We start from the raw sequence: 24,660 nt of genomic DNA, 5'->3' as shown, positions 1-24,660 counted from the left end.
GCCGCCGCACCGGCATCGGCCCCTCTCCCGCGAGCTTCCCCGCGGGCTTCCCCGCAAGAACGCCCAACGGGCCGTGCCGACCGGACCGGGTGACGGAGGAACCGGGCGCGGCCGGCCCGTCCGGCAGCTCCACGCCCGGCGCCGGGCCGGCCCCCGGCAGGGTTCCCTCGCACGTGCCGCTCGCCGGTGACATACTTCCAGGCCGGATGCGTGGCCGGCCGCTCGACTGCTTCGCGCGGCAGGCGGAGTGACGCGGAGTGACACACGGCGGATGTGCGACGGGCGGGATCAGTGACAGGCGTGGGCTACGACCCGACCGGGCTCGTCGGCCGGGACCGCGAGTTCGGGGAGCTCGCGACGTTCCTGGACAGGGCTGCGACGGACGGAGCCACCGTGCTGCTCACCGGTGAGCCGGGGGTGGGAAAGACGGCGCTCCTCGACGCGACCGCCGAGCTGGCCGTCGCGAAGGGAACCCGGGTCGTCCGCGGGAGCGGCGTCGAATACGAGACGGACATCAGCTTCGCCGGGCTGCACCAGCTCGTCGCGTCGCTGCCGCACGAGCTCGGCCGTCTGCCGCGTTCCATGAGGGAGGCCATCGAGGTCGCGCTCGGTCTCGGCGACGGCCCCGCCCCGAGACCGATCACCGTCCTGAACGCGGCACTGTCGCTGTTCGAGGAGGCCGCGAAGGAGCAGCCGCTGCTCCTCGTGGTCGACGATCTGCATGTCGTCGACCGGGCGAGCCGGTCCGCGGTGGGATTCGTCGCCAGAAGACTGGGCGGCCGCCGCATCGGGCTGCTCGGGGCCCGGCGAGCGGAGTCCGGCGAACCCTTCCGTCCCACCGGCCTGACCGAGGTCGAGGTCGGGCCGCTCAACGACGCGGACGCCCTGCGCCTGCTGTCCCGGCGCTTTCCGCACCTCCCCCGCCGGGTCCTGTCGACCGTGGCGCGCGACGCGCAGGGAAATCCCCTCGCCCTGCTGGAGTTCGCCGGGTCCACCAGCGTGTCCGGCGACCGGAACGGGCACGGGCCCGGGTGGGCGAGCGGTCCCGGGCGGGATGTCCGTGCGCTGTTCGGCGCCCGCGTCGAACAGCTGCCGCAGCGAACGCGCGACCTGCTGCTGCTCGCGGCTCTCGAAGGCTCCGGCGACATCGGCGTCCTCGAGACAGCCGGCGGGCCGGGCGGGCTCGGGGGACTCGCTCCGGCGGAGCGCGACCACCTGGTCATGGTCACGGACAACGGCCGCGCCGTGTGCTTCCGGCATCCGCTGGTCAGGTCCGCGGTGGTCGACGGCTCCACCGGCGAGCAGCGGCGCAGCGCCCACCGCCGGCTGGCCGACGCGCTGGCGGACCGGCCCGAGCGTCGCGGTGACCACCTCGCGAGAGCCACGACGGCGCCCGACGAGGCGGTCGCCGCCGCGATCGAGACGGCGGCCCGGATCAGCCTGCGCCGCGGCGACGCCGACGGCGCGGTCGCGAGGCTGCGGCGCGCGGCCGAGCTGAGTCCCGACCGGGCGGACCGCAGGCGTCGCCTGTCGCAGGCCGCGTATGCCGCCGCCTGGGTCGCGGGCTACCCGGAGGTCTCGCACGAGATCATGCGCGAGGTGCAGGGCGATCCGGCGGCCCAGCCGCTCTCGGCGGCCGCGGCCGCCGGCTATCTGGTGCTGGTCACGGACGGCGACGCCGACGCGGCCCACGCGCTCCTGATGAAGGCGATCGAGCAGGCCCCGTCCGGCCTGCCGCACGGCGAGCTGGAGGCCGCGCTCTTCACCCTCACGATCGTCAGCGAGTTCTCGGGCCGGCAGGAGCACTGGCAGCCTCTGGTGGACGTGCTCGCCGCGCTTCCCGAGGCATCGCCCACCGCCGCGGCGACACTGGGGCGCATCCACCACGACCTCCGCTCCGTCACGGACGACATGCTGCGCCGCCTGGACGAGGAGATCTCGCGGCTGAGGGGCCAGACGGACGCCGACGTGGTCGTCCGCACCGCCCTGGCCGCCTCGTACTTCGACCGGCTCCCGGGCTGTCGCGAGGCCGTGTCCCGGGTGGTACGCGACGGCGGCGCGGTGGGGACGAGCATGCCGGCCCTGGTCTTCCTCGCCCTCGACGACCTGTACGCCGGCCGGTGGCAGGCGTCGGCCGACGCCGCGGCCGAACTCATCGCGCTGTGCGGGGAGACGGGTTACCACCTGTTCGCCCAAGGAGGGCACTACGTCGCCGCGATGGCCGCGGCGCAACGCGGTGACCTCGATACGTGCCGTGAGCACTGCGAGAACCTCCGGGACTGGTCGGGGCCCAGGCGCCTGCGGCGGCTGGAGAACCACGCCCACCAGGCGTTGGCCCGGGCGGCCCTCGGCACCGCCGACTTCGAGACGGCCTACCGGCACGCCACGGCGATCTGCGCCCCCGGCGCGCTGCCGTTCTTCAACCACGAGGCGGTGCTGTCCGCACCGGACCTCGTCGAGGCCGCCGTGCACTCCGGGCGGCACACGGAGGCGCGACGGCACGCGGACGCGATGCGCGACGCAGGTCTCGGCCGCCTGTCGTCGCGCTTGGCGCTGTGCGTGGCCACGATCACGGCGATGACATCGGCTCCCGAGTCCATGGCCGAGCGCTTCGAGGAGGCCCTCGGGCTGCCGGGCATCGAACAGTGGCCCTTCGAGGTCGGCCGCGCTCATCTGGCATACGGCGAACGGCTGCGCCGCCGAGGACTCAGCCGCGACTCCCGGGCGCAGCTGACCGCGGCCCGCAGCCGCTTCGAGGAGTTGGGGGCCCGCTCGTGGGCGGCCCGGGCGGCGGCGGAACTCCGGGCCACCGGAATGACGCGGACCGCCCGGGGCAGGGCGGGGGAGGCTCTGACCCCGCAGGAGCTGGAGGTCGCCAGGCTGGCGGCGACGGGGCTGTCGAACCCGCAGATCGCGTCCCGGCTGTTCCTGTCGCCGCGGACGGTGTCGTCTCATCTCTACCGCGTGTTCCCGAAGCTCGGCATCACCTCCCGCGGCGGGCTCCGCGACGCTCTGGAGGCGTTGCCGCCCGAGCCGCCGGCCGGACCGTAGCACTCCCCCGGTCCCACCTCAGCAAGCCGCCGGCCGGATGTCAGTCAGCTGACGGAGGCTGTCGGCACGGTGGCCGAGCCACTCTCGTGGAGACATCGAAAACGCCCGGCGCCCGGGCGGGACCACGAGGAGCTGACCATGCCGTATGTCACCACCGGCGACGGAGCCGAGATCTTCTACAAGGACTGGGGCACGGGCCGGCCCGTCATGTTCCACCACGGCTGGCCGCTGAGCGCGGACGAGTGGGACGCCCAACTGCTGTTCTTCGTCCAGCGGGGCTACCGCGTCGTCGCCCACGACCGCCGGGGCCACGGGCGCTCCGCCCAGGTCGGACACGGGCACGACATGGATCACTACGCGGCGGACGCCGCTGCCGTGGTGGCGCACCTCGGCCTGCGCGACGTCGTCCACGTCGGCCACTCCACCGGTGGCGGAGAGGTCGCCCGGTACGTCGCCCGGCACGGTGCCGGCCGGGTCGGCAAGGCCGTCCTCATCGGTGCGGTCCCGCCGCTCATGGTCCGGACCGAGTCGAATCCGGGAGGGCTGCCGGCCGAGGTCTTCGACGGCTTCCGGGAGTCCGTGGCCGCCGACCGCTCCCAGTTCTACCTCGACGTCGCCTCCGGCCCGTTCTACGGGTTCAACCGCCCGGGTGCGGAGGCGTCCCGGGGTGTCATCCGGAACTGGTGGCGCCAGGGGATGGCCGGTGGCGCGCAGGCGCACTACGAGGGCATCAAGGCGTTCTCGGAGACCGACTTCACCGAAGACCTCCGGGCGATCGACGTGCCCACGCTCTTCATGCACGGTGACGACGACCAGATCGTGCCGATCGCCGCCTCCGCCGAGGTGGCGGTCACGCTGGTCGGGAACGCGACCCTGAAGGTCTATCCGGGGCTGTCGCACGGCATGGCCACCGTGAACGCCCAGACCGTCAACGCCGACCTCCTCGATTTCATCGAGAGCTGACACCGGCCCGGTAGCGGCGGACAGCGCACCCGCACGGTACGGAACAGACGCACCGGTTCCGCCCGCGGCCACACCACCACGAACCGGCCCCGTGGGTGCTCACCCGGCAACCGCTGCCCGGGGGCACCCGCGCCAAGGACGCGTACAGGAGAGCAGGACATGACGACCACATTGATCACCGGTGCCAACAGAGGGCTCGGCCACGAGATGGCGCGCCGGCTCGTCGAGGCGGGCCAGAAGGTCTGGATCGGAGCCCGGGACGCCGAGAACGGCCGCAAGGCAGCCGACCGGCTCGGCGCCGGCTTCGTCCAGTTGGACGTGACCGACGACGCGTCGGTCGGCGCGGCGGCCGAGACGCTGCGCGCTCGGGCCGGCCACCTGGACGTCCTCGTCAACAACGCCGGGATTCTCGGTGAGGTGGCCGCGCCCGAGGACATGACGGCCGACCAGGTCCGCCACGTCTACGAGACCAACGTCTTCGGGCTGGTACGCGTCACGCACGCGTTCCTGCCTCTGCTGCGAGCGGCGACCGCTCCCTCCGTCATCAACATCACCAGCGGACTCGGGTCGTTCACGCTGGTCCAGGACCCGGAGCGGGTCGAGTCGCAGTATCCGCTCGCCGCCTACGGCTCGTCGAAGAGCGCGGTCACCATGCTGACCGTGCAGTACGCCAGGACGATCCCCGACGTCCGCTTCAACGCGGTGGACCCCGGCCGGACCGCGACCGATTTCACCGGTCACCTCGGGCAGAGCGTCGAGGAGGGCGCCGAGGCGGCGGTGCGCATCGCCACCCTCGGGCCGGACACGCCCACCGGCACGGTCACCGACCGGTCCGGCGTGCTCCCTTGGTGACGCACGCCGCCCGCGGGCGTCCACGGCCCCGGTCACGGAACCGGACGGCGACGTCCGGCGTGCCGGCCCCGCGGCATCCCTGAGCCGGGAGGACGGCACCCGGCCGGCGCCGGCCTCTCGCACCCCACCCCGAAAGGAAAGACTCATGTCCGACAGCAACCTGCACGACTTCTACAAGCGCTACGTCGAGGCGCTCAACGCCCGCGAGTTCGACCGCATGGACGAGTTCGTGCACGAATCGATCATCATGCACAGTGAACCGAGTTCACGCGAGGCTCTCGTCGCACAGTTGAACAGCATTGTCGACGCGGTCCCCGACTTCCACTGGGAGGTCCAGGAGCTCGCCGTCAACGGCGACAGCCTCGCCGTCCGTGCGATCAACACCGGCACCCCCGCCAAGGAGTGGCTCGGGGCAGCTCCCACCGGCAAGCCGATCGAGATCGTCGAGTACGCCATCTACCGGGTCCGTGACGGGAAGTTCGTGCACATGTCGGCCGTCCACGACGCCGAGGCCCTGCATCAGCAGCTCGCAGGCTGACCCGGCCGGCCCGTCCGCGCAGCGCCCGACGCGAACGGAGTGCCCCGCCCTTCCGGCCGGGGCACTCCGCCGTGTCCGGGGCGCCCGCACTGTTCAGCGGATCGAGAAGGGACCGGGCAGCGAGCCGAGGCCGGCGACGCCCGGCACGACGACCGCGCCCCGCCCGGGGGCGGGGGGCGCGGCGTGGTCCGCAACCGGACCGGACTCAGTCGGTTCGGAACTTGTCGGCGAGCTGGAACTCGAACGCCTCGGGCAGGTCGTAGTGGAAGACCTCGGGGGCGTCGCGCTCGACGTGGGCCTTCCAGTAGAGGTCGGCGATCACGTCCGGCTCCGAGTCCGGCCGGCCGCTGCCGATCTGCGCGCCCAGGGCGATGTGCGCGACGTGCACTCCCCGTCCGGCGACGGATTCGTTCAGTGCGAGGAGCCAGTTGCGCAGGGCGGCGTTCGCGGCGTTCGCGCCGGCGACCTGCGGGACGACCATCGGGCCCGACCCCGCACCGCTGGTACCCACGATGGTGCCGGCACCACGCTCGATCATGCCGGGAAGCACCTGGCGAACAGCGGCGACCGCGCCGAAGAAGTAGGTCTCCAGCTCGGGCAGCACCGCCTCCACGGTGAGGTCGACCGCGGAGACGAGCGGGCGCTCCGCCAGGTCCGGCAGCGTCGGGGCGGGTGAGTACTCCAGGACGTCGACGGACCCGAAGTGCTCCTCCGCGGCCGCCAGCGCCTTCGACAGGCCCGGGCGGTCGGTGACATCGGCCGGGAACGCGGCGGCCGACACCCCCGCGCTCCGGAATCTGTCGACCATGGCCGCGAGTTGCGATGCACGTCGCGCCACGAGTGCCACGTTGAAGCCGCCCTTCTCGGCGAACTTCGCCCCGATGGCGAAGCCGAGTTGCGGCCCCGCCCCCACGATCGCAATGGTCGGCACAGCTCTTCCTCCAACAGCCGATCCGCCCGCACTGACGCCGGCTGTCGCCGTGCGGACCCGGGGTCCGGCTCACCGGCCAGCCGTCGCTCGGCCTCCCCGCCGGGCTCCTGCTGACCATGGTGCCACGGCTTTCCTCCTTCCCCGGAGGCCGGCGACCACCGGCTCGTGACACGTCTCGGCGCCCCGGTCACTCGTCGGCCCGGCGAACCGGCGGACAGCGGCGAAACGGCGCGAGGCCCGGAGGACGCGAGCGGTTCGGCCGTCACGGGGGCATGAAGCCCGTTCAGTTCACCCGGGGAGGAGACCAACGACTTGCTCAGCGGTGACGATGGCCGCCGCCCTCAGCGGTGACGATGCGCGCCACCCTCTCCCGCCCTCCCCCGCCGGCCCGGACCGCACGGTGCCCGGACCTCCCTGTGCCCGGACCTCCCTGGAACCGTGGCCCGCGGCTGCGTCGTGCCGCCGGCCGGGCCGCGTGTGCCCGGATCACCACATCAGCCGCGGCACGCGGGCCGCACCGGCGCCGTCGACGCGCGTGCCACCAGTTCCGTGGCGAGTTCGATGTGGTGGGACTCCACCTTCTCGCCGTCGGCCAGGCGAAGGGCGGTGCGCAGAGCGACACCGCCCATCTCCCGCAGCGGCTGGCGAACGGTCGTCAGCGGCGGCGAGGCCATCCGGGCGAGGAGCGTGTCGTCGAAGCCGACCACGCTCAGGTCTTCGGGGACGCGCAGGCCGCGGGTGCGGGCCGTCTCGATGACGCCGAGGGCGATCTCGTCGTTGCCCGCGAAGACCGCCGTCGGCGGCTCCTCCAGCTCCAGCAGTGCCGCGGCGCCGGCCAGGCCCGTCCGGTGCGTGAATTCACCGGGCCGGACGTAGTCGGCGGGTACGGGCACTCCCGCCGCCTCCATGGCGGCGCGGTAGCCGTGCGCGCGTGCCTGGTTGCACGCGGCCATGGCCGGCCCGCCCAGGTAGGCGATGCGACGGTGGCCGAGGGAGAGCAGATGCTGAGTCGCGGCCAGGCCGCCGGCGAAGTTGGTCGCCCCGACGCTGTTGACCCGGCTGTGCGGCAGGTGCAGCGGGTCGAGCACGACCAGCGGCAGCCCGGCCCGGGCCAGCGAGTCCAGGTGCGCGGCGGTGTACACGCTGGTGACCCCGATGAGGGCGCGGCGCCCGGCCGAGACCAGGTCCCGGGCCCAGTGCGGGGCCCGGGACGACTTGCTGATCACCACCGAGGCCCCCAGCTCGGCGGCCGCCTCGACGATGCCTTCCACGGCCTCGGCCGCATACGACCTGAGGTCGCGCGCGAACTGCACCTCGATGGTCGGGCTCTGCGGAACCTCGGTGTGGCGGAACACGGGTGCCAGGTAGTCGTGCCGGTACAGCAGTTCCTGCACCCGGGCGCGGGTCTGCGGCGCCACGTCGCTGCGACCGTTGACCACCTTGGACACGGTCGCGACCGAGACCCCCGCCGCTCGGGCGATGGTCGCCAGCGTGGTGCGCCTAGCGTCCGTCGGCATCGGCTTCCCCCAGCAGTACGTCGACCGGTGTGGTGAGCCGCCGGCCGTGCCCGACCACCCGGGTGGGGCCGGTCAACCGTACAGTGATCCGGCAGGGCAGCTCGGCCGAGGAGGTTCCGACGAGCACCTCGGTCTCACCGGGTTCGACGATCCGCCGCAGATCCCGGCCGGTGAACGCGGTCCGGTCGGCATGCACGTGGAACCGGACCCGCGCGCTCGCGCCCGGCTCCAGCCGGACCTGGGCGAAGCCGGCCAACTGCCTGACCGGCCGCGTCACCTGGGCGACGATGTCGCGCAGATACAGTTGGACGACCTCGTGGCCGGGCCGGTCACCGGTGTTGCGCACCCGCACCGACACGGTGAACTCACCGTCGGTGGACATCTCGGTCGCGCTCGCGCGCAGGTCGTCGACCTCGAACGTGGTGTACGACCTGCCGTAGCCGAAGGGGAACAGCGGCGTCGGGTCGATGCTGCTGATGCCATGGGTGTTCCCGCCGAGCGGCGGCTGCAGATACGTACCGGGCTGGCCGCCCGGGCGGCGGGGAATCTGCACCGGCAGCCTCCCGGCGGGCTGGACCCGGCCGGACAGCACACCGGTGATCGCCGCTGCGCCTTCCTGGCCGGGCATGAACGCCTGGACCAGGCCGGCGGCGCGGGGCTGCACCTCGCCCAGGGCGTACGGGCGGCCGGAGACCACCACCACGACCACGGGGGTCCCGGTGGCGAACAGCTCCGCGAGCAGATCGGCCTGCACGCCCGGCAGCCGCAGGTCCTCGGCGTCGCAGCCCTCACCGGACGTACCGTTGCCGAACATGCCCGCGCGGTCACCCACCACCGCCACGCACAGATCCGCCCCGCGGGCCGCGGCCACCGCGGCGGCGAAGCCGGACCGGTCCTCGCCGGACACGTCGCACCCCGGCTCGTGGACGATCTCGGTGTCCGCCAGTTCGGCGCGCAGCGCGTCGAGGACGGTCGGGGCCGCCACGCCGAGGCCCAGACCGGGATGGCGGGGCAGGACGTGGTTGGGAAAGGCGTAGCAGCCCATGAGGGTGCGCGAGTCGGCGGCGCACGGCCCGACCACGGCGGTCCGGCCCGGTGCCGTACGCCCGGCGCCGAGCAGCGGCAGTGCGCTGCCCTCGTCGAGCAGTATCACGGAGCGTTCGGCCAACTCCCGGGCCAGGGCCCGGTTCTCCGGTGAGTCGAGGTCGGTCGCGGCGGCCGCGGCCACCGATGCCTCGGGCGTCCAGCCGTCGTCGAGCAGCCCCAGCTCGGCCTTCTGGGTGAGCAGGCGGCGTACCGCCCGGTCCACCAGGGACTCGGGCAGCTCGCCCCGGCGGACGCGTTCCACGAGGTGCCGGCCGAAGCCGAGCGTGTCGGGCAGTTCCACGTCGATGCCGGCGCCGAGCGCCAGTACGCCTGCCTGTTCGGTGTCCGCGGCCACCGCGTGCATCCCGGCGAGGAACGCCACCGCGCCGTAGTCGGAGACCACGGTGCCGGTGAACCCCCAGTCACCGCGCAGCAGATCGGTCAGCAGCCAGGAGTCGGCGGCCGCCGGGACGCCGTCCACGTCGGAGTACGCGTTCATCACCGAACGGGCCCCGCCCACCGCGATCGCGGTCTCGAACGGCGGCAGGATGACATCCATCAGCTCCCGGCGGCCGAGCGGCGCGGGGGCGTGGTTGCGCGCGGCACGTGAGGCGGAATACCCGGCGAAGTGCTTCAGGGTGGCGATGACACCGGCGCCCTCCAGGCCGGAGACGTAGGCGGCGCCGAGCATCGAGACCAGATACGGATCCTCTCCCATCGTCTCCTCGACGCGGCCCCACCGGTAGTCCCGGACCACGTCGAGGACCGGCGCGAGACCCTGGTGCACTCCGACCGCGCGCATGTCCCGCCCGATCGCTGCGCCCAGCCGGCGCACCAGTTCGGGGTCGAACGTCGCGGCCCACGCGATGGCGGCGGGATGGACCGTGGCCCCGTAGGTGGTGAACCCGGTGAGGCACTCCTCGTGGACCAGCGCGGGAATGCCGAGCCGTGAGCCGCGCAGGACCGTGTGCTGCGACCTGACCAGATCGGCGGCCCCCTCCACCGCGGTCACCGGCCGGCTGCCGTACACCCGGGTGAGGTGGCCGAGCCCGTCCCGGCAGGCCTCGTCCGGCGGAACGCTCCCGGACTCGAACACCTCCTGGATCGGCGCGACGCGCGCCACGGCGTGCCCGTCGCCGTCCTCGCCCGCGCGCGCCGTGTCGTTGCCCATCCAGCGGCTGCCGAGCTGGGCGACTTTCTCCTCCACCGTCATCTCGGCCAGGAGGGCGTCGACCCGGTCCGTCACGGGCAGCGCCGGGTCCCGCCAGCGGGGCACACCCCGGCCCGTGACCGGTGGTGATTCACCCATGGGCATCGCGTCCTCCTCTGCACTCAATTCCAGAACCTCGAAACATTTTCGAGCCCTGTCGAGCTTCTCCGAGAGCGGTCTCCGCCCGAGAGTACGCAGACAGCCGTTGGGCGACAACGTGCTACACATCCCTTGACAGCCATGCACCCGGTACCTCTAATTTGCACACACGCGATTCAGTGACGGCAGACTTTCGAAACGTTTTCACCGAGTTCGCGGAAAGCCGACGGCTCTCGAGTGCGGAGAACACACATGGCGGTCCCTCTCTCTCGTCGTACCCTCCTCGGCCTGGCCGCCGGCCTGCCGGTCTCCGCGGCGCTCACGGCCTGCGGCACGTCAGGTCCCGGCAAGAGCGGGGGCGGTGGCGGCAAGGCCACGTACTGGTACCTGAGCGGCCAGCCCCAGGAAGACGTCAGAACCGGCGCGGTGGAGCGGTACAACGAGGCCAATCCCAAGGGGCGGATAACCCCCACCACCTTCCAGAACGACGCCTACAAGACGAAGATCAAGACCGCCATCGGCGCCGGGCAGGCGCCCACCATCATCTGGGGCTGGGGCGGCGGCACGCTGCGCAGCTACGTGGAGGCCGGGCAGGTCGAGGACCTCACCTCGTGGTTCGACGAGAACGCCGAGATCAAGAAGCGGCTGTTCCCGTCCTCGTTCGGCGCGGCGACCGTCGACGGCAAGATCTACGCGATGCCGTGCGAGACCGTGGAGCCGGTGGTCCTGTTCTACAACAAGAAGGTCTTCGACCAGGTCGGGGTGGAGCCGCCCGAGTCCTGGGACGACATCATGGCCCTGGTGCCCAAGTTCAACGCGAAGGGCATAGCGCCGTTCTCCCTCGGCGGGCAGTCGCGGTGGACGAACATGATGTGGCTGGAGTTCCTGTTCGACCGCATCGGCGGTCCCGAGGTGTTCCAGGCCGTCTTCGACGGCGAGAAGGACGCCTGGTCCCACCCCGCCGCCATCGAGGCGCTCACCAAGGTGCAGGAACTGGTCAAGGCGGACGGGTTCATCAAGGGCTTCTCCTCGATCACCGCCGACTCCAACGCCGACCAGGCGCTGCTGCACACCGGCAAGGCCGCGATGATGCTGCACGGCACCTGGACGTACGGCATCCAGCAGGCCGACGGCGGGGACTTCGTCTCCAGCGGCGGCCTCGGTTTCATGAACTTCCCGACCGTCGAGGGCGGCAAGGGCGATCCGGGCAACACCGTCGGCAACCCCGCCCAGTACCTGTCCATCTCCTCGAAGGCCGACGCCGAACAGAAGAAGATCGCCAAGGACTTCTTTGCCACCGGCGTCCTCGCGGACGAAGAGGTGAAGGAATGGATCGACAACGGGTCGGTCCCGATCGTGCAGGGCACGGAGAAGCTGCTGGCCCAGTCCGAGAGCGCCGAGTTCCTGCAGTTCACCTACGACATCGCCAGTAACGCCAAGTCGTTCGGCCAGTCCTGGGACCAGGCGCTCAGTCCGACGGCCGCCGAGACGCTGCTGGACAACATCGTCAAGCTGTTCCAGCTGGCCGTCTCACCGCGGCAGTTCGCCGACAACCTCAACGCGGTCATCGGCAAGTGAGCGCGTCCACCGACTCCGCGCGGAGCAGCGGCCGGCCCGGCGTCCTGCCATGGCTGGCCGTGCCGGCGCTGGTGTTCTTCGTCGGCTTCGCCCTGATACCGCTCGTCGGCGTCCTCGTGCTGAGCTTCACCACATGGGACGGAATCGGCGCCATTCACCCGTCCGGGCTGACCAGTTGGCGTGCGGTGCTCAGCCACCCGGGGCTGCCGCACGCAGTCCTGGTGACGTTCGGGGTGATGGCCGCGTCCTGGGTGGTCCAGACACCGCTGAGCATCCTGCTCGGCACGTTCCTGGCCGGCCGCCAGCGCTACCGCGCGGTGCTGAGCCTGGTGTACTTCGTCCCGCTGCTGCTCAGTTCCGCGGCGATCGCCGTCGCGTACAAGGCGCTGCTCGACCCCAACTTCGGGCTGGGCGCCGGGCTGGGGTTCGAGTGGCTCAGCAAGGACTGGCTGGGGCGCCCCTGGCTCGCCTTCGGCGTCGTCGTCTTCGTCGTCTCCTGGCAGTTCATCCCGTTCCACTCGCTGATCTACCAGGGTGGTGTCCAGCAGATTCCGCAGTCCCTGTACGAGGCCGCGCAGCTGGACGGCGCCGGCCGTGTCCGCCAGTTCTTCAGCATCACGCTGCCCCAGCTCCGGTACACCGTCATCACGTCGTCGACGCTGATGGTGGTCGGTTCGCTGACCTTCTTCGACCTCATCTTCGTGCTGACCGAGGGCGGCCCCGGGGACGCCACCCGGGTACTCGCGCTCGACATGTACAAACGGGGCTTCCAGGCCAACCTGATGGGGCCGGCCAGCGCGATCGCGGTCATCCTCGTCCTGGTCGGCCTCGGGCTCGCCCTGCTGCTGCGCCGGCTCGGCGGCCGGGACGCCGGCCAGAGCCAGCTGGAGGGGATCTGACATGACCACCACGCTGACCAAGCAGCAACGGCCGGAGACACCCCTCCGCGACGAGCGGCCAACCCGCGTCCGCCGGCCCGCCGGGCGGCGCAACTGGCTCGGCGGGCTGGCCGGATGGCTCTGGCTCGCCGTCGTCTTCATACCCCTCTACTGGATTCTCATCACCAGCCTGAAGGCCCAGAGCAACTACTACGCGAGCAACCCGCTGGCGCCGCCGGACGATCCCACACTGGACAACTACCAGCTGGTCATCGAGTCCGACTTCATCAGCTACTTCGTGAACAGCGTCGTGGTGACCGCCGGCGCGGTGATACCGGCCGTCACGGTCTCCTTCATGGCCGCCTACGCCATCGTGCGCGGCTGGCGCCTCCGGTTCCTGCGCACGGTGAACGCGCTGTTCCTGATGGGGCTCGCCATCCCGCTGCAGGCGACGGTCATCCCGGTCTACCTCATCATCATCAGAATGAATCTGTACGACAGCCTGCTGGCGCTGATCCTTCCGTCGATCGCCTTCGCCATCCCGCTGTCCGTGCTGATACTCGCCAACTTCATCCGTGACGTGCCCAAGGAACTGTTCGATTCGATGCGGGTCGACGGAGCCACCGAGTGGACGACGCTGTGGCGCCTGGCGGCGCCGCTCACCCGGCCGGCCATCCTCACCGTCACCATCTTCAACGCGCTGACCATCTGGAACGGATTCCTGCTGCCGCTCGTCCTCACCCAGAGCCCTTCCCGGCGGACCCTGCCGCTCGCGCTGTGGTCCTTCCAGGGCCAGCACGGGGTCAACGTCCCCGCCGTCCTCGCCGCCGTCGTCCTCACCACACTGCCCATACTGGTGCTGTACGCCTTCGCCCGCCGCCAACTGCTCAGCGGTCTGACCGCCGGCTTCAGCCGGTGACCAGCTCCGGGCACCAGCGGCGCCACGCTCTCCGCGACGGCCGCGCCGTCCCGCCCGACCGGAAGACCACCGGCCCCCGCTCAACCGGACCGGCAGACGCAGGTGCCGGCTGAACCGGCTGGTCGCGTCGTCCGGGAAGCCCGCCTCGAGCGCCGCACGACGAAGCCGCCCCCGGTGTGATCCACGCCCGGCATGACGCCAGGACAAGGACGTGGGCGGCCAGGTGTCAGCGGCACGCGGTTGCCTGGCGCGGGAGGCAGGTGCCGTGCGGTCACGGCGTGAGTGGAGTCACCTGCACCAGACCTGTCTGGTAGGCGATGACGACCAGTTGGGCGCGGTCGCGAGCGCCCAGTTTCGCCATCGCGCGGTAGATGTGGGTGCGTACGGTCAGCGGACTGAGTGTGAGTGTCTCGGCGATCTCGGTGTTGGACTTGCCCTCGGCGGCCATGGCCATCGTTTCGCGTTCGCGAGCGGTGAGTTCCGACAGGCGTTGTGCGGACAGGAGCTGCCCGCCGGGGGCGGGCGTCATGAGGAAGTTCACGATGAGGGCGCGGGTGGCGGTGGGCGACAGGAGGGCCTCGCCGGAGGCCACCGTGCGCAGACCGGCCAGCAGGGTGTCGGTGGTGACGTCCTTGCCGAGGAAACCGCTGGCTCCGGCGTGCAGGGCCCGGGCGACGTAGTCCTCGGTTTCGAACGTGGTGAGGATGAGGACGCGGGTGGCGGCCAGGTCCGGGTCGGCGCAGATGGCGGACGTGGCGGCGAGACCGTCCACACCGGGCATACGGATGTCCATGAGGACGATGTCGGGGCGGTGGGCGCGGGTCAGGTCCACCGCCTCCGCGCCGTCGGAGGCTTCACCGACCACGGTCATGTCCTGACAGGAGTCGATCAGCATCCGGAAGGTCGCCCGTAGCAAGGTCTGGTCGTCGGCGAGCAGCACCCTGATGGTCATGCTTCTTCTCCTGTCGCGTCGGCTGTGGCTTCCGAAGGCGCTTCGGGCGCTTCGGGGGTGGCGGGCGGGAGCGGCAGGCTGGTCGCGACTTCGAAGCCGCCTCCCGGGCCGGGTCCCGCGCGGAATTCGCCGCCGACGGTGAGGGCCCGTTCGCGCATGCCCATGATGCCGAAGCCCTGGCCCGGCACGGTTGCGGCAGCGCCATCGGCATCGGCATCGGCATCGGCCTCGGCATCGGTGACAGCGGACGGCTCGTCATTGGACACCGTGATCAGCAAGCGGGATTCCTCGTAGGCGAGATGTACGTGTGCCGAGTCCGCGGCGGCGTACTTGGTGGCGTTGGTGAGTGCCTCCTGCACGATCCGGAACGCGATCAGATCCACCCCGGAGGTGAGCGGACGGGGCTCGCCCGTCGTGGTGACCGTGACGGTGAACCCTGCGGACGCACACGTCGAAACCAGCTCGGGCAGGCGGGCGAGGCCGGGAGAGGGTTCCAGCGATGCGGAGGCCGGGGCGTCGGTGTAGCGCAGCAGCCCCAGCGTGGCTTTCAGCTCGCGCAGTGCGGAAGACGTGGTGTCGGTCAGGCTGGTGAGTATCGTCTTCGTCTGCTGCGGATCGGTGAGCGCCAAGTGGGCGGCCGTGCCCGCCTGGGCGTTGGCCAGGGCCAGATGATGGGCGACGACGTCGTGCAGTTCGCGGGCGATGCGCATGCGCTCCTCGGTGACACGTAACCGTGCCTCCTCTTCCCGGGTCCGCTCGGCATGTTCGGCGCGGGCCTGCACCGACGCCACGTAGGCGCGCCGCAGTCTGGTCATGCTGCCGGCGACGAGCGGCAGCAGCATCCAGAAGCAGTAGCCGATGGACCGTGGTACGGGGGAAGAGGCGTACGTGGGGTCGAAGTTCGCTGACGCGACCATCAGAGCCACTGCCGTGGTGGCACTGTAGAGGCGCGCGGTCTTGACGCCGGAGTGCGTGGTCAACCAGTACATCGACGCCATGACGGGGGCCAGCAGCAAAGGTGTCAGCACATACCCCAGCGCGGTGGCGGCCACGATGCACACCGCGTTCACGACGGTGACGGCCTGCGGATGGCTTCGGTGCCTGAACAGGGCGAGACACGAGGCGCTCATGACGATCAGGACGGTGGTGTCCCGCTGGGGCGGGGCGGCGCCGGGCCTGGTGAGACCACTGCCCACGATCGCGCAGGCCATCAGCGTCAGGACCAGGACCGCGTCGACGACGCGAGGACGGCGATCGGCGTATCGCTCGAAACGGTCGGTGTAACGCTCAAGACTGGTACTCATTCGGTTCTCCGGTCGGTGCTTCTCGAACACGTCGCTGTCCGCCCCCACGGGCGGCTGCCGGGGCCGCCCGTGTCGTCCGGCACGGTCGGCCCCGGCAGAGAAGAAGCGGTTGTGTCAGGTGCGGGATGCTTCCCGGCCGGGCACCGTCCCAACCGATCGCGGGTCTGCTGCGGCGGGCTGCCGGGCGAGTGCCTCGCCCTCCACGTCGACGCGGGGCAGCAGCCTGTCCAGCCGGCCCGGCAGCCACCAGGCCCTGTGGCCGAGCAGGGCGAGGACGGCGGGCACGATCGCCATACGTACCACGAAGGCGTCGAACAGGATGGCCGAGGCGAGTCCGAACCCGATCATCTTGATCATGGAGTCGCTCTCGCCGATGAACCCGGCGAAAACCGCGATCATGATCAGTGCGGCGGCCACGACGACCCGGGCGCTGTGCCGGAATCCGCTGGTGACCGCCTGGTGGGGCGCTTCGCCGTGGACGTACGCCTCGCGCATCCGGGAGACGAGGAACACCTCGTAGTCCATGGCCAGGCCGAAGACGATGCCGACCAGGAAGATCGGCATCAGACTCATGACCGGGCCGGTGTGCTCCGCTCCCAGCAGTTCGGCACCGTGGCCCTGCTGGAAGACTAGGACGACCACGCCCAGAGAGGCCAGCACCGACAACAGGTAGCCGAGGGCCGCCTTCAACGGGACGAGCACGGACCGGAAGACCAGCAACAGCAGCACGATCGCAAGGCCCACGACAACGACCAGGTAGGGGGCCAGGGCCGACTGCACCTTCTCGGCGATGTCGATGTCGACAGCGGTGGTGCCGGTGACAGCGAACGTCACCCCGGTCCGGGACTCGATCGCGGACCGGTCGTTCCGGATGGACGTGACCAGCTTCTCGGTCTGCTCATCGGTCGGTGCCGTGGACGGCACGGCCTGGAAGACAGCCGTGTCCCCTGCCTCGTTGAAGCGGGCCGAGGAGACGGAGACGACTCCCCTGGTGCCGCCGACCTGCTGTACGACAGACTCGACGGCGCCCTTCGCGCCGGTGCTGCCCCGGGCGTCCACGACGATGGTCAAAGGTCCGTTGAAGCCCGGCCCGAAAGCCTCGGCCAGCGCGTCATAGGCCCGGCGCTCGGTGGTGGAGGTCGGTTTGGCCTCGTCCCCGGGGTTGCCGAGCTGCAGGTCCATGGCCGGAAGCGCGAGGACCCCCAGCCCCGCCACGCCCAGCAGCAGCACAGGCAGCGGGCGCCGCAGCACGAACCGCGCCCAGCGGGTGCCCCAGCCGTTCCGGGTGCTCTGCTCCTCGGTCCGTCCGCCCTTGCGGGCCCGCCGCGTGAGAACGGCGTTCGGCCAGAAGCCGAGGAGCGCCGGGACCAGAGTCAGGGCGATCAACACCGCGACGGTGACCGCGCCGGCCGCGGCCAGGCCCATCTTCGTGAGCATCGGGATGCCCACCACGGCCAGTCCGGCCAGCGCGATGACCACGGTGAGCCCGGCGAACACCACCGCGGACCCGGCCGTGCCGACCGCGAGCCCGGTCGCCTCTTGCGGCGCACGGCCCCGGGCGCGCTCCTCGCGATAGCGGGAGACGACGAACAGGGCGTAGTCGATGCCGACCGCGAGGCCCAGCATCATCGCCAGGATGCTTGTCGTCGCGGACAGGTCCAGCGCGTGGGACAGTGCCAGGATGCCGGCCATGCTGATCCCGACGCCGATCAGGGCGGTCAGCAACGGCAGCCCGGCAGCGGCGAGCGAACCGAAGGTGACCAGCAGGACGACTGCGGCCACAGCGACACCGATCAGCTCGCCCCCACCGCCCGGCCCGCCGCCCGCGTCCAGGGCGCTTCCGCCCACCTCGACGGTCAGCCCGGCTTCCTGAGCGCTGTGGACGGCCCTCTCCAGCCGGCTCTTGCCGGCGTCGGTGAGTTCCTTGGCCCCGACCTCGTAGCTGACGGTCGCGTACGCCGTCCGGCCGTCCCTGCTCAGGGTCTTCGACCGGAACGGGTCTGACGCTCCCGCGACCTGTGTGCCGTCGGCAAGGTAGGCCACGGTCTTCTCGACGGTCTGTTTGTTCCCGGGGTCGGTGATCTGCTCCCCGCCCGGCGCGACGAACACGATCCGGGCGGTCGCACCGTCGGCGGCGGTTCCGGGAAAACGTTGTTCCATCAGGTCGAATGCCTTCTGGGACTCGATGCCCGGCATGGAGAATCCCTGGTCGGACGCCTCCGGAGCCTTGAGAGCGCCGAGTCCGGCGAAAGCCAGGACGGCCGCCCAGACCAGAGCGACGTACCAACGGTGCCGAAAGGCCAGACGGCCTACTCGGTGAAGAAATATGGCCACGGCAGGAGGTCTCCCCATCTGGTGCCGGATGTCGGCCCCAGCCTCTCCGGACGCGGTCGCCCTGTCGTCGTACGCCTGCTGACAGTTGCTGCTACTGAAAATGTGGTAGAGAACGGCCGACCGGCCGACCGGCTGCGTATTCGTCGGAGCGCGGCGGCCAGTGGCCGAACATGTTCGTCAGGGCTCCTCGACCGCCCGGCGGCATGAGAGAAGTGCCTTGGCGGGACCGGACGACCTGGGAATGGCTGACGACAGGCACCCGTACCGGTCTCCGGGCTCACCCCTTGGCGCAGACGAAACTCCCGGCGTCGTTCCAACTGCCGTGGCCTTTGTAACGCGCGGCAAGTGGGTACAGGCACAGCGGCCTCTTCATGCCGGTCTCTCCGTTCGATCCCTCACCGACGCCGAGCAACGTCGTGGGCGCCTTCTTGTGCTCGACCCAGTTCACGACCGCCTCCAGAGCGCTACCGGGGACCGGAAGCCCGCCGTCGTACCCGGCGGGCATCAAACCCGGATGGGGATGCGCCCTGACGAGAGTTTCGTGTCCGCCGCCGGGAGCCAGGAAGAGCCGGGCGAAATCCCGGACCTCACGGATGCCGCCCATCCTCTTCGCCAGCTTGTTGTAGTAGTCGATGGTCCCTTGCACGGGGATGGAGCTGTCGAAGGTGCCGTGCGTGATGACCATTCTGCCGCCTGCCGCGCGGAAGGCGGAGAGATCGGGATCCGCTGCGTCGACGGCCCTCTCCCATTTGGCCACCGACGTCTCGAAGAGCTCGGCGAACCGCTCGTAGGTGAGGGTGCGCCAGTCGAAGTCCGGATCCTGGAGAACCCAGTGCGTGACCCAGGTCAGTGCGTTGGGATTCGGCTGCGGAGAAGTGGTCCCGTCTTCATCGGTCACGGTGTTCGCGATGCCATTGAGCGGAGTGCCGGGAGGCGGACCGTACCAAAGGAACTTGCCGTCGGTGCCGCGCGGGCCCTTCCATATCTTGTTGATGACATCGGCTTCTTGCACGGTGACCACATCACCGATCAGGGTGCGGGCGTCGAAGCCGCAGGCGCGCCAGTCGGAGACGATGTGGTCGTTGACGCCGTCCCGCCCATCACAGGCGGCGACCACCCGGTCGTTCACCGCCTCGAAAGTCGATTGCGGGATGAAGTGGTGGGCGAGATTCATCACGACCTGCGGCCAGAGCGCGGCGGGAAGCAGGCGCGACAGGTTCAGGGCCGGCCAGAACACAGCGAGACCGTCGTAGTCGTCCGGGTGGCGCTGCGCCTCCGTCATCGCCTGGCGGCCGCCGGCCGAGCCGCCGTAGAAGTAGGAATAGGCGGGGCCCGTGCCGTAGTAGGCGGTGATCACCTTCTTCGCGGTGACGGCCGTCTGATGGACCGACAGCTCGTTCCAGATGTCGATGACGGGCTTGTTCAGGGTGTTGTCGGGATTGAGGGCGAACTCCCCTTGGTTGCCCGTCGTCGGTACTCCGGCGTCGGTGTTCGCCGTGGCGTATCCGGCCGCCAGGGAGCACGGGTCGTACCGGCCGCACGGCTCGTCCGGCCCGCCACCCACGAAGCCACCGCCGCCGGTACCGACGAACCGCCCGTTCCAGGTCGCAGAGGGGAGGAACACCCCGACCCGGAACGACTCGTCCGACGAAGGGTCGATCACCGTGAGCTGAATGTCGCAGTAGGCCGGAAGCCCTTCCGTGGCACTGACCGACGTGGCGCTCTCGACCGTCCTGCCGGGCAGGTTCACGTCGGTCATGCTCTCGCACGAACGAACCGCCGTCCCACCCGACGGCGGAGCGCCGGCCCCGCGGGTGCCGGCTGCCGCGGCGAGGGTGGACGCGGGTGTGGACACCGCCAGGGTCCACAAGACCACTAACGCCGTGACCGGCAACAGGACTTGACGCCCTCCGCTTCTCCGCCGCGGCCCGGGCCTGTGAGTCGCTCTGCTCATTGCTGCTTCCTCCTTGGTGCGACGGAGCGCCGCTCCGGTCATGAGGTGCACTGTATGCCATCCTGGCACTTGATGCCAGGGTGGCATACAGTGCAGACAGCTTCCTCGGACCGTCTCCTTCGCAGCGGTGACCGGGCCGCCCCGCGGACGGCCCGCAGGAGCGCTTCCGGACCAGACCCCCTTACCCGAAAAGGCAGGAAAGTCCATGAACACAGCTGGAGCGGTAGTCGTGACCGGGGCGAGTTCGGGCATCGGCGCGGAGTTCGCACGGCAGCTCGCGGCGCGCGGCTGCGACACCGTGCTCGTCGCCCGCCGCGCCGAACGTCTCGAGGCGCTGGCCTCGGAGCTGTCCGCGCTCCCCGGCGCTCGCGCCGTGGCCCTGCCGATGGACCTGACGGAACCGGGGGCGGGACAGGCGCTGCGTGCCGAGATTGACCGGCTCGGGATCGATGTCTCCGGAGTGGTCAACAACGCAGGTTTCGCCAATCACGGGCTTTTCCACAGCGAACGGCTCGATCGGCTCAAGGCGGAGATCGCGCTCGACGTCGTCGGGGTCGTGGAGATCAGCCACGCCTTCCTCCCGCTCCTTCGCGACCGGGGAGAGGGCTTCCTGATCAACATCGCGAGCATGGCCGCGTACAACGCGAGTCCCACCATGGCCGTCTATGGCGCGTCCAAGGCGTTCGTGCTCAGCTTCACCGAGGCGCTCTGGTACGAGCAGCTCGGTTCCGGAGTGAAGGTCTTCGCCGTCTCACCGGGGGCGACGCAGACGGAGTTCTTCGACGTGGCCGGCGAGAGCGCGAGCGGCAACTCCCGGCGGATGCCGGCGTCGGCGGTCGTCCGGACCGCGCTGGACGCGCTCGACCGCCGCGATCCGCGGCCGAGTGTCATCGTCGGGGGCGGGAACCGGGTCGCCGCTGGTGTGTCGCGTCTGCTCGGCCGCCGTCGGATGACACGGACCGTCGGACGGATGATGACCCGCGCCGTGGCGCAGAGTCGATGACCGCCACGGGGCAGTGGTAACGCATGGTTATGCTGGCTGCATGACGGAGAGCGCAGGTTCGGTGGAGCGGCTGTGGGACCGGACCCGTCGTTCCGTTCAAGCGGAGATCATCCAGGTCGCCATGGACTTGTTCCTCCGCAAGGGCTTCGAGCAGACCACGATTGACGAGATCGTCGCGGCGGCGGGCGTGTCCCGGCGCTCGCTGTTCCGCTACTTCGGAACAAAAGAGGACATCGTCCTCGGCGGCCTCGCCGACGAAGGCACCCGGGTGAGTGCCGAACTCGCCAAGCGCCCCGACGACGAGGATCTCTGGACAGCGCTGCGCTCCGCGATCCTGGCGGTCGAGGACACGGACGCGGACGACGAGCGCACGCTCGCGGTCGCACGGATGATGTACGGCAACCCGTCCCTGCGAGCCCGCAGCATCGAGAAGCACCTGCGCTGGCAGTCCGACCTCGTCCCCGAGGTCCGCCGGCGTCTCGGCCCGCCCGAGGAGACGGCCGACCTGCGTGCCGCAGCCGTCGTGGCAAGCGCGATCACATGTCTCGACGTGGCCGGAGAAGCCTGGACCCGAGCCGGCGCGGACCAGCCGCTCGCCGTCTACTTCACCCGAGCACTCGACGCCGTACATCGCCGCTGACCTCGAGCTTTCACGAGATGGGCTGTCCGGCACCGGCACGGGCCCCGCCGTCACCCGGCTCTGCGGCAGCCCTTTTGCGGACGGGGCCCACAGCAGCCGCCCCCGCCGGATCGGTGAGGACCTGCGCGGTTGCCGGGCTGCTTGTTCCTCCCTCGGGACAACAGCCGGTCGGCGGGGCACCGGGCAGCGGAGCGCTGTCAGTGGTGGGTGGCAGCATCGGGCGCATGACGGACACCACGGCATTCGACTGGCGGCCCTTCCTCCTCAAGTGGAGCGGGGAGTGGGCGGATGGCCGGCCGGAGGAGGAGACGCGGGATGAGACCGCCCGGCAGGCGCGGTGGCTGGGGTTCCCTCCCGCGTCCGAGGAGCGGATCGTCCTCATGGAGGAGCGCCTCGGCCGGCGGATGCCTCCGTCGTACCGGGAGTTCCTCAAGGTCAGCGACGGGTGGCGGCACACGGGCGGGTTCGTGGCGCTGCTGGCGGGGACCACGGAGGCACGCTGGCACGACGACGCGTCGCAACTCGCGGGCGTGTTCGAGGAGTATCTGGACGAGGACGCCGGTGCCGAGGAGCGGCGGGAGGCGGACATCTGGCGGCGCGGGCTGCAGCTCGATGTCGAGTCCGACGGCCTCTATGTGCTCATGGACCCCGAGGACGTGGACGAGGACGGTGAGTGGGCCGTCCACACGTGGGCGGGCTGGCGGGCCGCGCCGCCCGAGCGGCACGCGAGTTTTCTCGCGTTCATGGTGGACATGCACCGGGAGTTCCACAGCCTGAGGGCCCACCGGGGCGACGAGGAGCCGGTCTTCGCCAACGACACGACACGCGAGCTGGACTCCTTGGTCGAGGAGGCCCGGCTCGAGGCGTTGCGCGGCGGCTGGGAACGGGCCCTGGAGTGGCTGGACAAGGCCAGGGGATACGGCAGACCGCGGGCCGCCGGGCTGGGCGACCAGATACGCCGTCTGCTCGGGAAGAGCTACATGGTGTACTACGACGGCTTGGTGACGGACCCGCGGTACGCTCCCGAGCTGCTGCCGCCACTGGTCGCCGAGCACGCGGCGCACTCGTACCGGGACGGCTCCACGCCGGCGTTCCATCTGCGGGGTGCCGGTGACGACGTGGTGTCGTCGGCGTACGCGACGCTGGAGCAGGTGCGGAACGGCACCTACCGGTACGCGGCGCCGGGGCCGTTCGGAGAGGCGGTCGAGCGGGCGCGGGAGCTGGCCCGGTGGGGAGACACCGACAGGGCCTGGCGGACGCTGAGCGACGCCCTGGCTCTGTGGGAGCCGCTGGGACCGGACCATCTGGCGCCACTGGGGTGGCTGGCCGACCCGGTGCTCGGGCCGCTGCTGACCCCCGAGCGGGGCCGCGAGCTGCTGTCCGCTCCGAGGGGCGGGCAGACGGGTGAGGCACCCGGTCCGGCGGCCGGGCTCGACCCGGGCGGTCTGGCGTGGCTCGCGGAGCCGGGCCCGGGCAACGACCGCTCGTCCTACCGGTTCCTCCTGGTGGAGGGTGTGGAGCCGCAGGAGTTGCCCGGACGTCTCGCGGACGGGGACGAAAACGGGGACGGCACCGGGTTGGACGCACCCCTGTCCCGCCGGGAGGTGCGCGCCAGGGTGCGGCACAGCCGGAGGGAGTTCTCCTCGTACGACGACAGGGCTCTGGTGTCCGTCGGCCGGGCCGGCGGCGGATGGAGCTTCGCCTTCGACGGCGATCCTGCCCCGTTCGACCGGCGGCGGTTCCTGTCCCCCGCCGCCGCCGCGGCCGGGGCGGGCACCCGCGCGGTGGTGGTGTGGAGCGGGCTGAGGGCGGGGCACGGGGAGCCGTCCTTCCACCTGTCGGTGGCGCGAGACGGTGGCGAGGAGTACGCGTTCACCTACGCGGAAGGCGAGATCCGGTCCAGCGGGGAGATACCGCAAGCGCTGGACCCGAGCCGGTTCTTCGGTGACGGAGAGGACGCCGCCGGGGCGGAAAGGCCGCTGCTGGAAGCGGTGTCCGGACAGTTCGGTGTCCAGCTGCCGCGTCACGCCATCATGAACGGGCGGCTGCACACGTTCACCACCCGCTCCTGGACACGGCCACCCGAAGAGGGGGAGAGATACGTGGTGATCCGCACGCGCCAGGGAGCCGCGCGCCCGGCCGGCGGGGAGCGGACACCGCCGGGTGGGACGGCCCCGGAAGAGGAGCGCACATGACCGTGACCGGCCAGGTCGTGGTGGTGACGGGCCCGCCGGGGGCCGGCAAGAGCACGGTGTCCCGACTGCTCACCAGAATGTTCTCGCCCAGTGTCCATCTGCACACGGACGATTTTTGGTCCTTCATCGCAGAGGGTGCGATCCCCCCGTATCTGCCGGAGGCCCGGCGGCAGAACGAGGTGGTCATGGACGTCCTGGTGGAGGCCGCGTTCGGTTACGCCAGGGGCGGCTACCAGGTCGTCCTCGACGGAGTCGTGGGACCGTGGTTCATCGGCGGATTCCTGCGGGCTGCGAAGACGCACGACGTCTGTTTGCGCTACGTCGTGCTCCGGCCGGACGAGGCCACCACGCTGGCCAGGGCCGCCGGCCGAGGACCGGATGCCCTGACCGAACGCGAACCGGTCCTTTCCATGTACCGCCAGTTCCAAGACCTCGGGGCGCTCGAGCGATGTGTTCTCGACTCCGGCGGGCAGGCGCCCGAGGCGACCGCGGAGCACGTGCGCAAGGCGCTTTCCGCGCCGGAGTCGGCGCTGTGGATCCCGGGCGGGCCGGGGCAGTGACGACCAGAACGCGCGATCACCGGGCGGTACGTCCATGGATCGTGAAGGCGTGATGCCGTCACTCACCCGCCGGTGGCGCGCGGGACCCGCGTCCCA

General features: G+C 71.0%; 18 protein-coding genes. 11 read left to right on the top strand and 7 right to left on the bottom strand.

Annotation, left to right across the window (positions count from 1 at the left end; genetic code table 11):
* Positions 1-300: 300 nt before the first annotated feature.
* From GCU69_RS24090 to GCU69_RS24075, 4 genes are all read left to right on the top strand, one after another.
* Positions 301-3,051, top strand: a complete 2,751-nt coding sequence (locus tag GCU69_RS24090; RefSeq protein ID WP_235978670.1) for a helix-turn-helix transcriptional regulator — start codon at positions 301-303, stop codon at positions 3,049-3,051.
* 138 nt (positions 3,052-3,189) lie between these two features.
* Positions 3,190-4,014: an alpha/beta fold hydrolase gene (locus tag GCU69_RS24085; RefSeq protein ID WP_156207157.1), complete on the top strand. Its 825-nt coding sequence runs from the start codon at positions 3,190-3,192 to the stop codon at positions 4,012-4,014.
* A gap of 159 nt (positions 4,015-4,173) precedes the next feature.
* Entirely contained in the window at positions 4,174-4,866 is a 693-nt protein-coding gene (locus GCU69_RS24080; protein ID WP_156207156.1) for an SDR family NAD(P)-dependent oxidoreductase, read from the top strand.
* A gap of 145 nt (positions 4,867-5,011) precedes the next feature.
* Entirely contained in the window at positions 5,012-5,404 is a 393-nt protein-coding gene (locus GCU69_RS24075) for an ester cyclase (protein ID WP_156207155.1), read from the top strand.
* Between the two features lie 205 nt (positions 5,405-5,609).
* Here the strand turns inward: GCU69_RS24075 and GCU69_RS24070 are convergent, their stop codons facing one another.
* The 3 genes from GCU69_RS24070 to GCU69_RS24060 form a co-directional block, all read right to left on the bottom strand.
* Complete coding sequence (locus GCU69_RS24070) at positions 5,610-6,335, bottom strand: SDR family NAD(P)-dependent oxidoreductase (RefSeq protein WP_098754919.1); 726 nt, start codon at positions 6,333-6,335, stop codon at positions 5,610-5,612.
* Positions 6,336-6,829: 494 nt separating this feature from the next.
* The gene (locus GCU69_RS24065) at positions 6,830-7,852 is read right to left on the bottom strand and encodes a LacI family DNA-binding transcriptional regulator (protein ID WP_098754920.1); all 1,023 of its coding nucleotides are present in this window, start codon (positions 7,850-7,852) and stop codon (positions 6,830-6,832) included.
* Complete coding sequence (locus GCU69_RS24060; protein WP_156207154.1) at positions 7,836-10,247, bottom strand: glycoside hydrolase family 3 N-terminal domain-containing protein; 2,412 nt, start codon at positions 10,245-10,247, stop codon at positions 7,836-7,838. The genes GCU69_RS24065 and GCU69_RS24060 overlap by 17 nt, the downstream gene beginning before the upstream one ends.
* A 252-nt stretch (positions 10,248-10,499) precedes the next feature.
* On the opposite strand from GCU69_RS24060, the gene GCU69_RS24055 reads away from it, so the two are divergent.
* Genes GCU69_RS24055 through GCU69_RS24045 form a run of 3 tightly spaced genes read left to right on the top strand, consistent with a single transcriptional unit; the run spans position 10,500 to position 13,622 of the window.
* Positions 10,500-11,825 (top strand): extracellular solute-binding protein, encoded by a 1,326-nt coding sequence (locus GCU69_RS24055; protein ID WP_156207153.1) that lies wholly within the window; start codon positions 10,500-10,502, stop codon positions 11,823-11,825.
* Positions 11,822-12,724, top strand: a complete 903-nt coding sequence (locus GCU69_RS24050; protein ID WP_098754923.1) for a carbohydrate ABC transporter permease — start codon at positions 11,822-11,824, stop codon at positions 12,722-12,724. The genes GCU69_RS24055 and GCU69_RS24050 overlap by 4 nt, the downstream gene beginning before the upstream one ends.
* A gap of 1 nt (position 12,725) precedes the next feature.
* A complete protein-coding gene (locus GCU69_RS24045) occupies positions 12,726-13,622 on the top strand; it encodes a carbohydrate ABC transporter permease (protein WP_098754924.1) in 897 nt (298 codons plus the stop codon).
* 271 nt (positions 13,623-13,893) lie between these two features.
* Here GCU69_RS24045 and GCU69_RS24040 read toward each other — a convergent pair whose 3' ends face one another.
* The 4 genes from GCU69_RS24040 to GCU69_RS24025 all read right to left on the bottom strand — a co-directional run bounded on the left by GCU69_RS24040 (position 13,894) and on the right by GCU69_RS24025 (position 19,971).
* Positions 13,894-14,574 (bottom strand): response regulator transcription factor, encoded by a 681-nt coding sequence (locus GCU69_RS24040; RefSeq protein ID WP_098754925.1) that lies wholly within the window; start codon positions 14,572-14,574, stop codon positions 13,894-13,896.
* Positions 14,571-15,878 (bottom strand): sensor histidine kinase, encoded by a 1,308-nt coding sequence (locus tag GCU69_RS24035; RefSeq protein ID WP_156207152.1) that lies wholly within the window; start codon positions 15,876-15,878, stop codon positions 14,571-14,573. Before GCU69_RS24035 ends, GCU69_RS24040 begins: the two co-directional genes overlap by 4 nt.
* A gap of 114 nt (positions 15,879-15,992) precedes the next feature.
* Positions 15,993-18,212, bottom strand: coding sequence for an MMPL family transporter (locus GCU69_RS24030; protein WP_156207151.1), 2,220 nt, complete (start codon positions 18,210-18,212; stop codon positions 15,993-15,995).
* A 277-nt stretch (positions 18,213-18,489) separates the two neighbouring features.
* Complete coding sequence (locus GCU69_RS24025; protein WP_170315920.1) at positions 18,490-19,971, bottom strand: tannase/feruloyl esterase family alpha/beta hydrolase; 1,482 nt, start codon at positions 19,969-19,971, stop codon at positions 18,490-18,492.
* A gap of 400 nt (positions 19,972-20,371) precedes the next feature.
* Between GCU69_RS24025 and GCU69_RS24020 the strand changes: the two genes are divergently transcribed.
* The 4 genes from GCU69_RS24020 (at position 20,372) to GCU69_RS24005 (ending at position 24,564) form a co-directional block, all read left to right on the top strand.
* On the top strand, positions 20,372-21,169 hold the full coding sequence (locus GCU69_RS24020; RefSeq protein WP_156207149.1) for an SDR family NAD(P)-dependent oxidoreductase: 798 nt from the start codon (positions 20,372-20,374) through the stop codon (positions 21,167-21,169).
* A 40-nt stretch (positions 21,170-21,209) separates the two neighbouring features.
* Complete coding sequence (locus GCU69_RS24015; RefSeq protein WP_098754929.1) at positions 21,210-21,809, top strand: TetR/AcrR family transcriptional regulator; 600 nt, start codon at positions 21,210-21,212, stop codon at positions 21,807-21,809.
* Positions 21,810-22,033: 224 nt separating this feature from the next.
* Entirely contained in the window at positions 22,034-24,004 is a 1,971-nt protein-coding gene (locus GCU69_RS24010; RefSeq protein WP_156207148.1) for an SMI1/KNR4 family protein, read from the top strand.
* Positions 24,001-24,564, top strand: coding sequence for an AAA family ATPase (locus tag GCU69_RS24005; protein ID WP_098754931.1), 564 nt, complete (start codon positions 24,001-24,003; stop codon positions 24,562-24,564). The genes GCU69_RS24010 and GCU69_RS24005 overlap by 4 nt, the downstream gene beginning before the upstream one ends.
* Positions 24,565-24,660: the final 96 nt, after the last annotated feature.

The sequence above is a fragment of the Streptomyces lycii genome, assembly GCF_009735685.1.
Classification (GTDB): domain Bacteria; phylum Actinomycetota; class Actinomycetes; order Streptomycetales; family Streptomycetaceae; genus Streptomyces; species Streptomyces lycii.
This window is presented reverse-complemented; position numbering and strand designations above follow the sequence as displayed.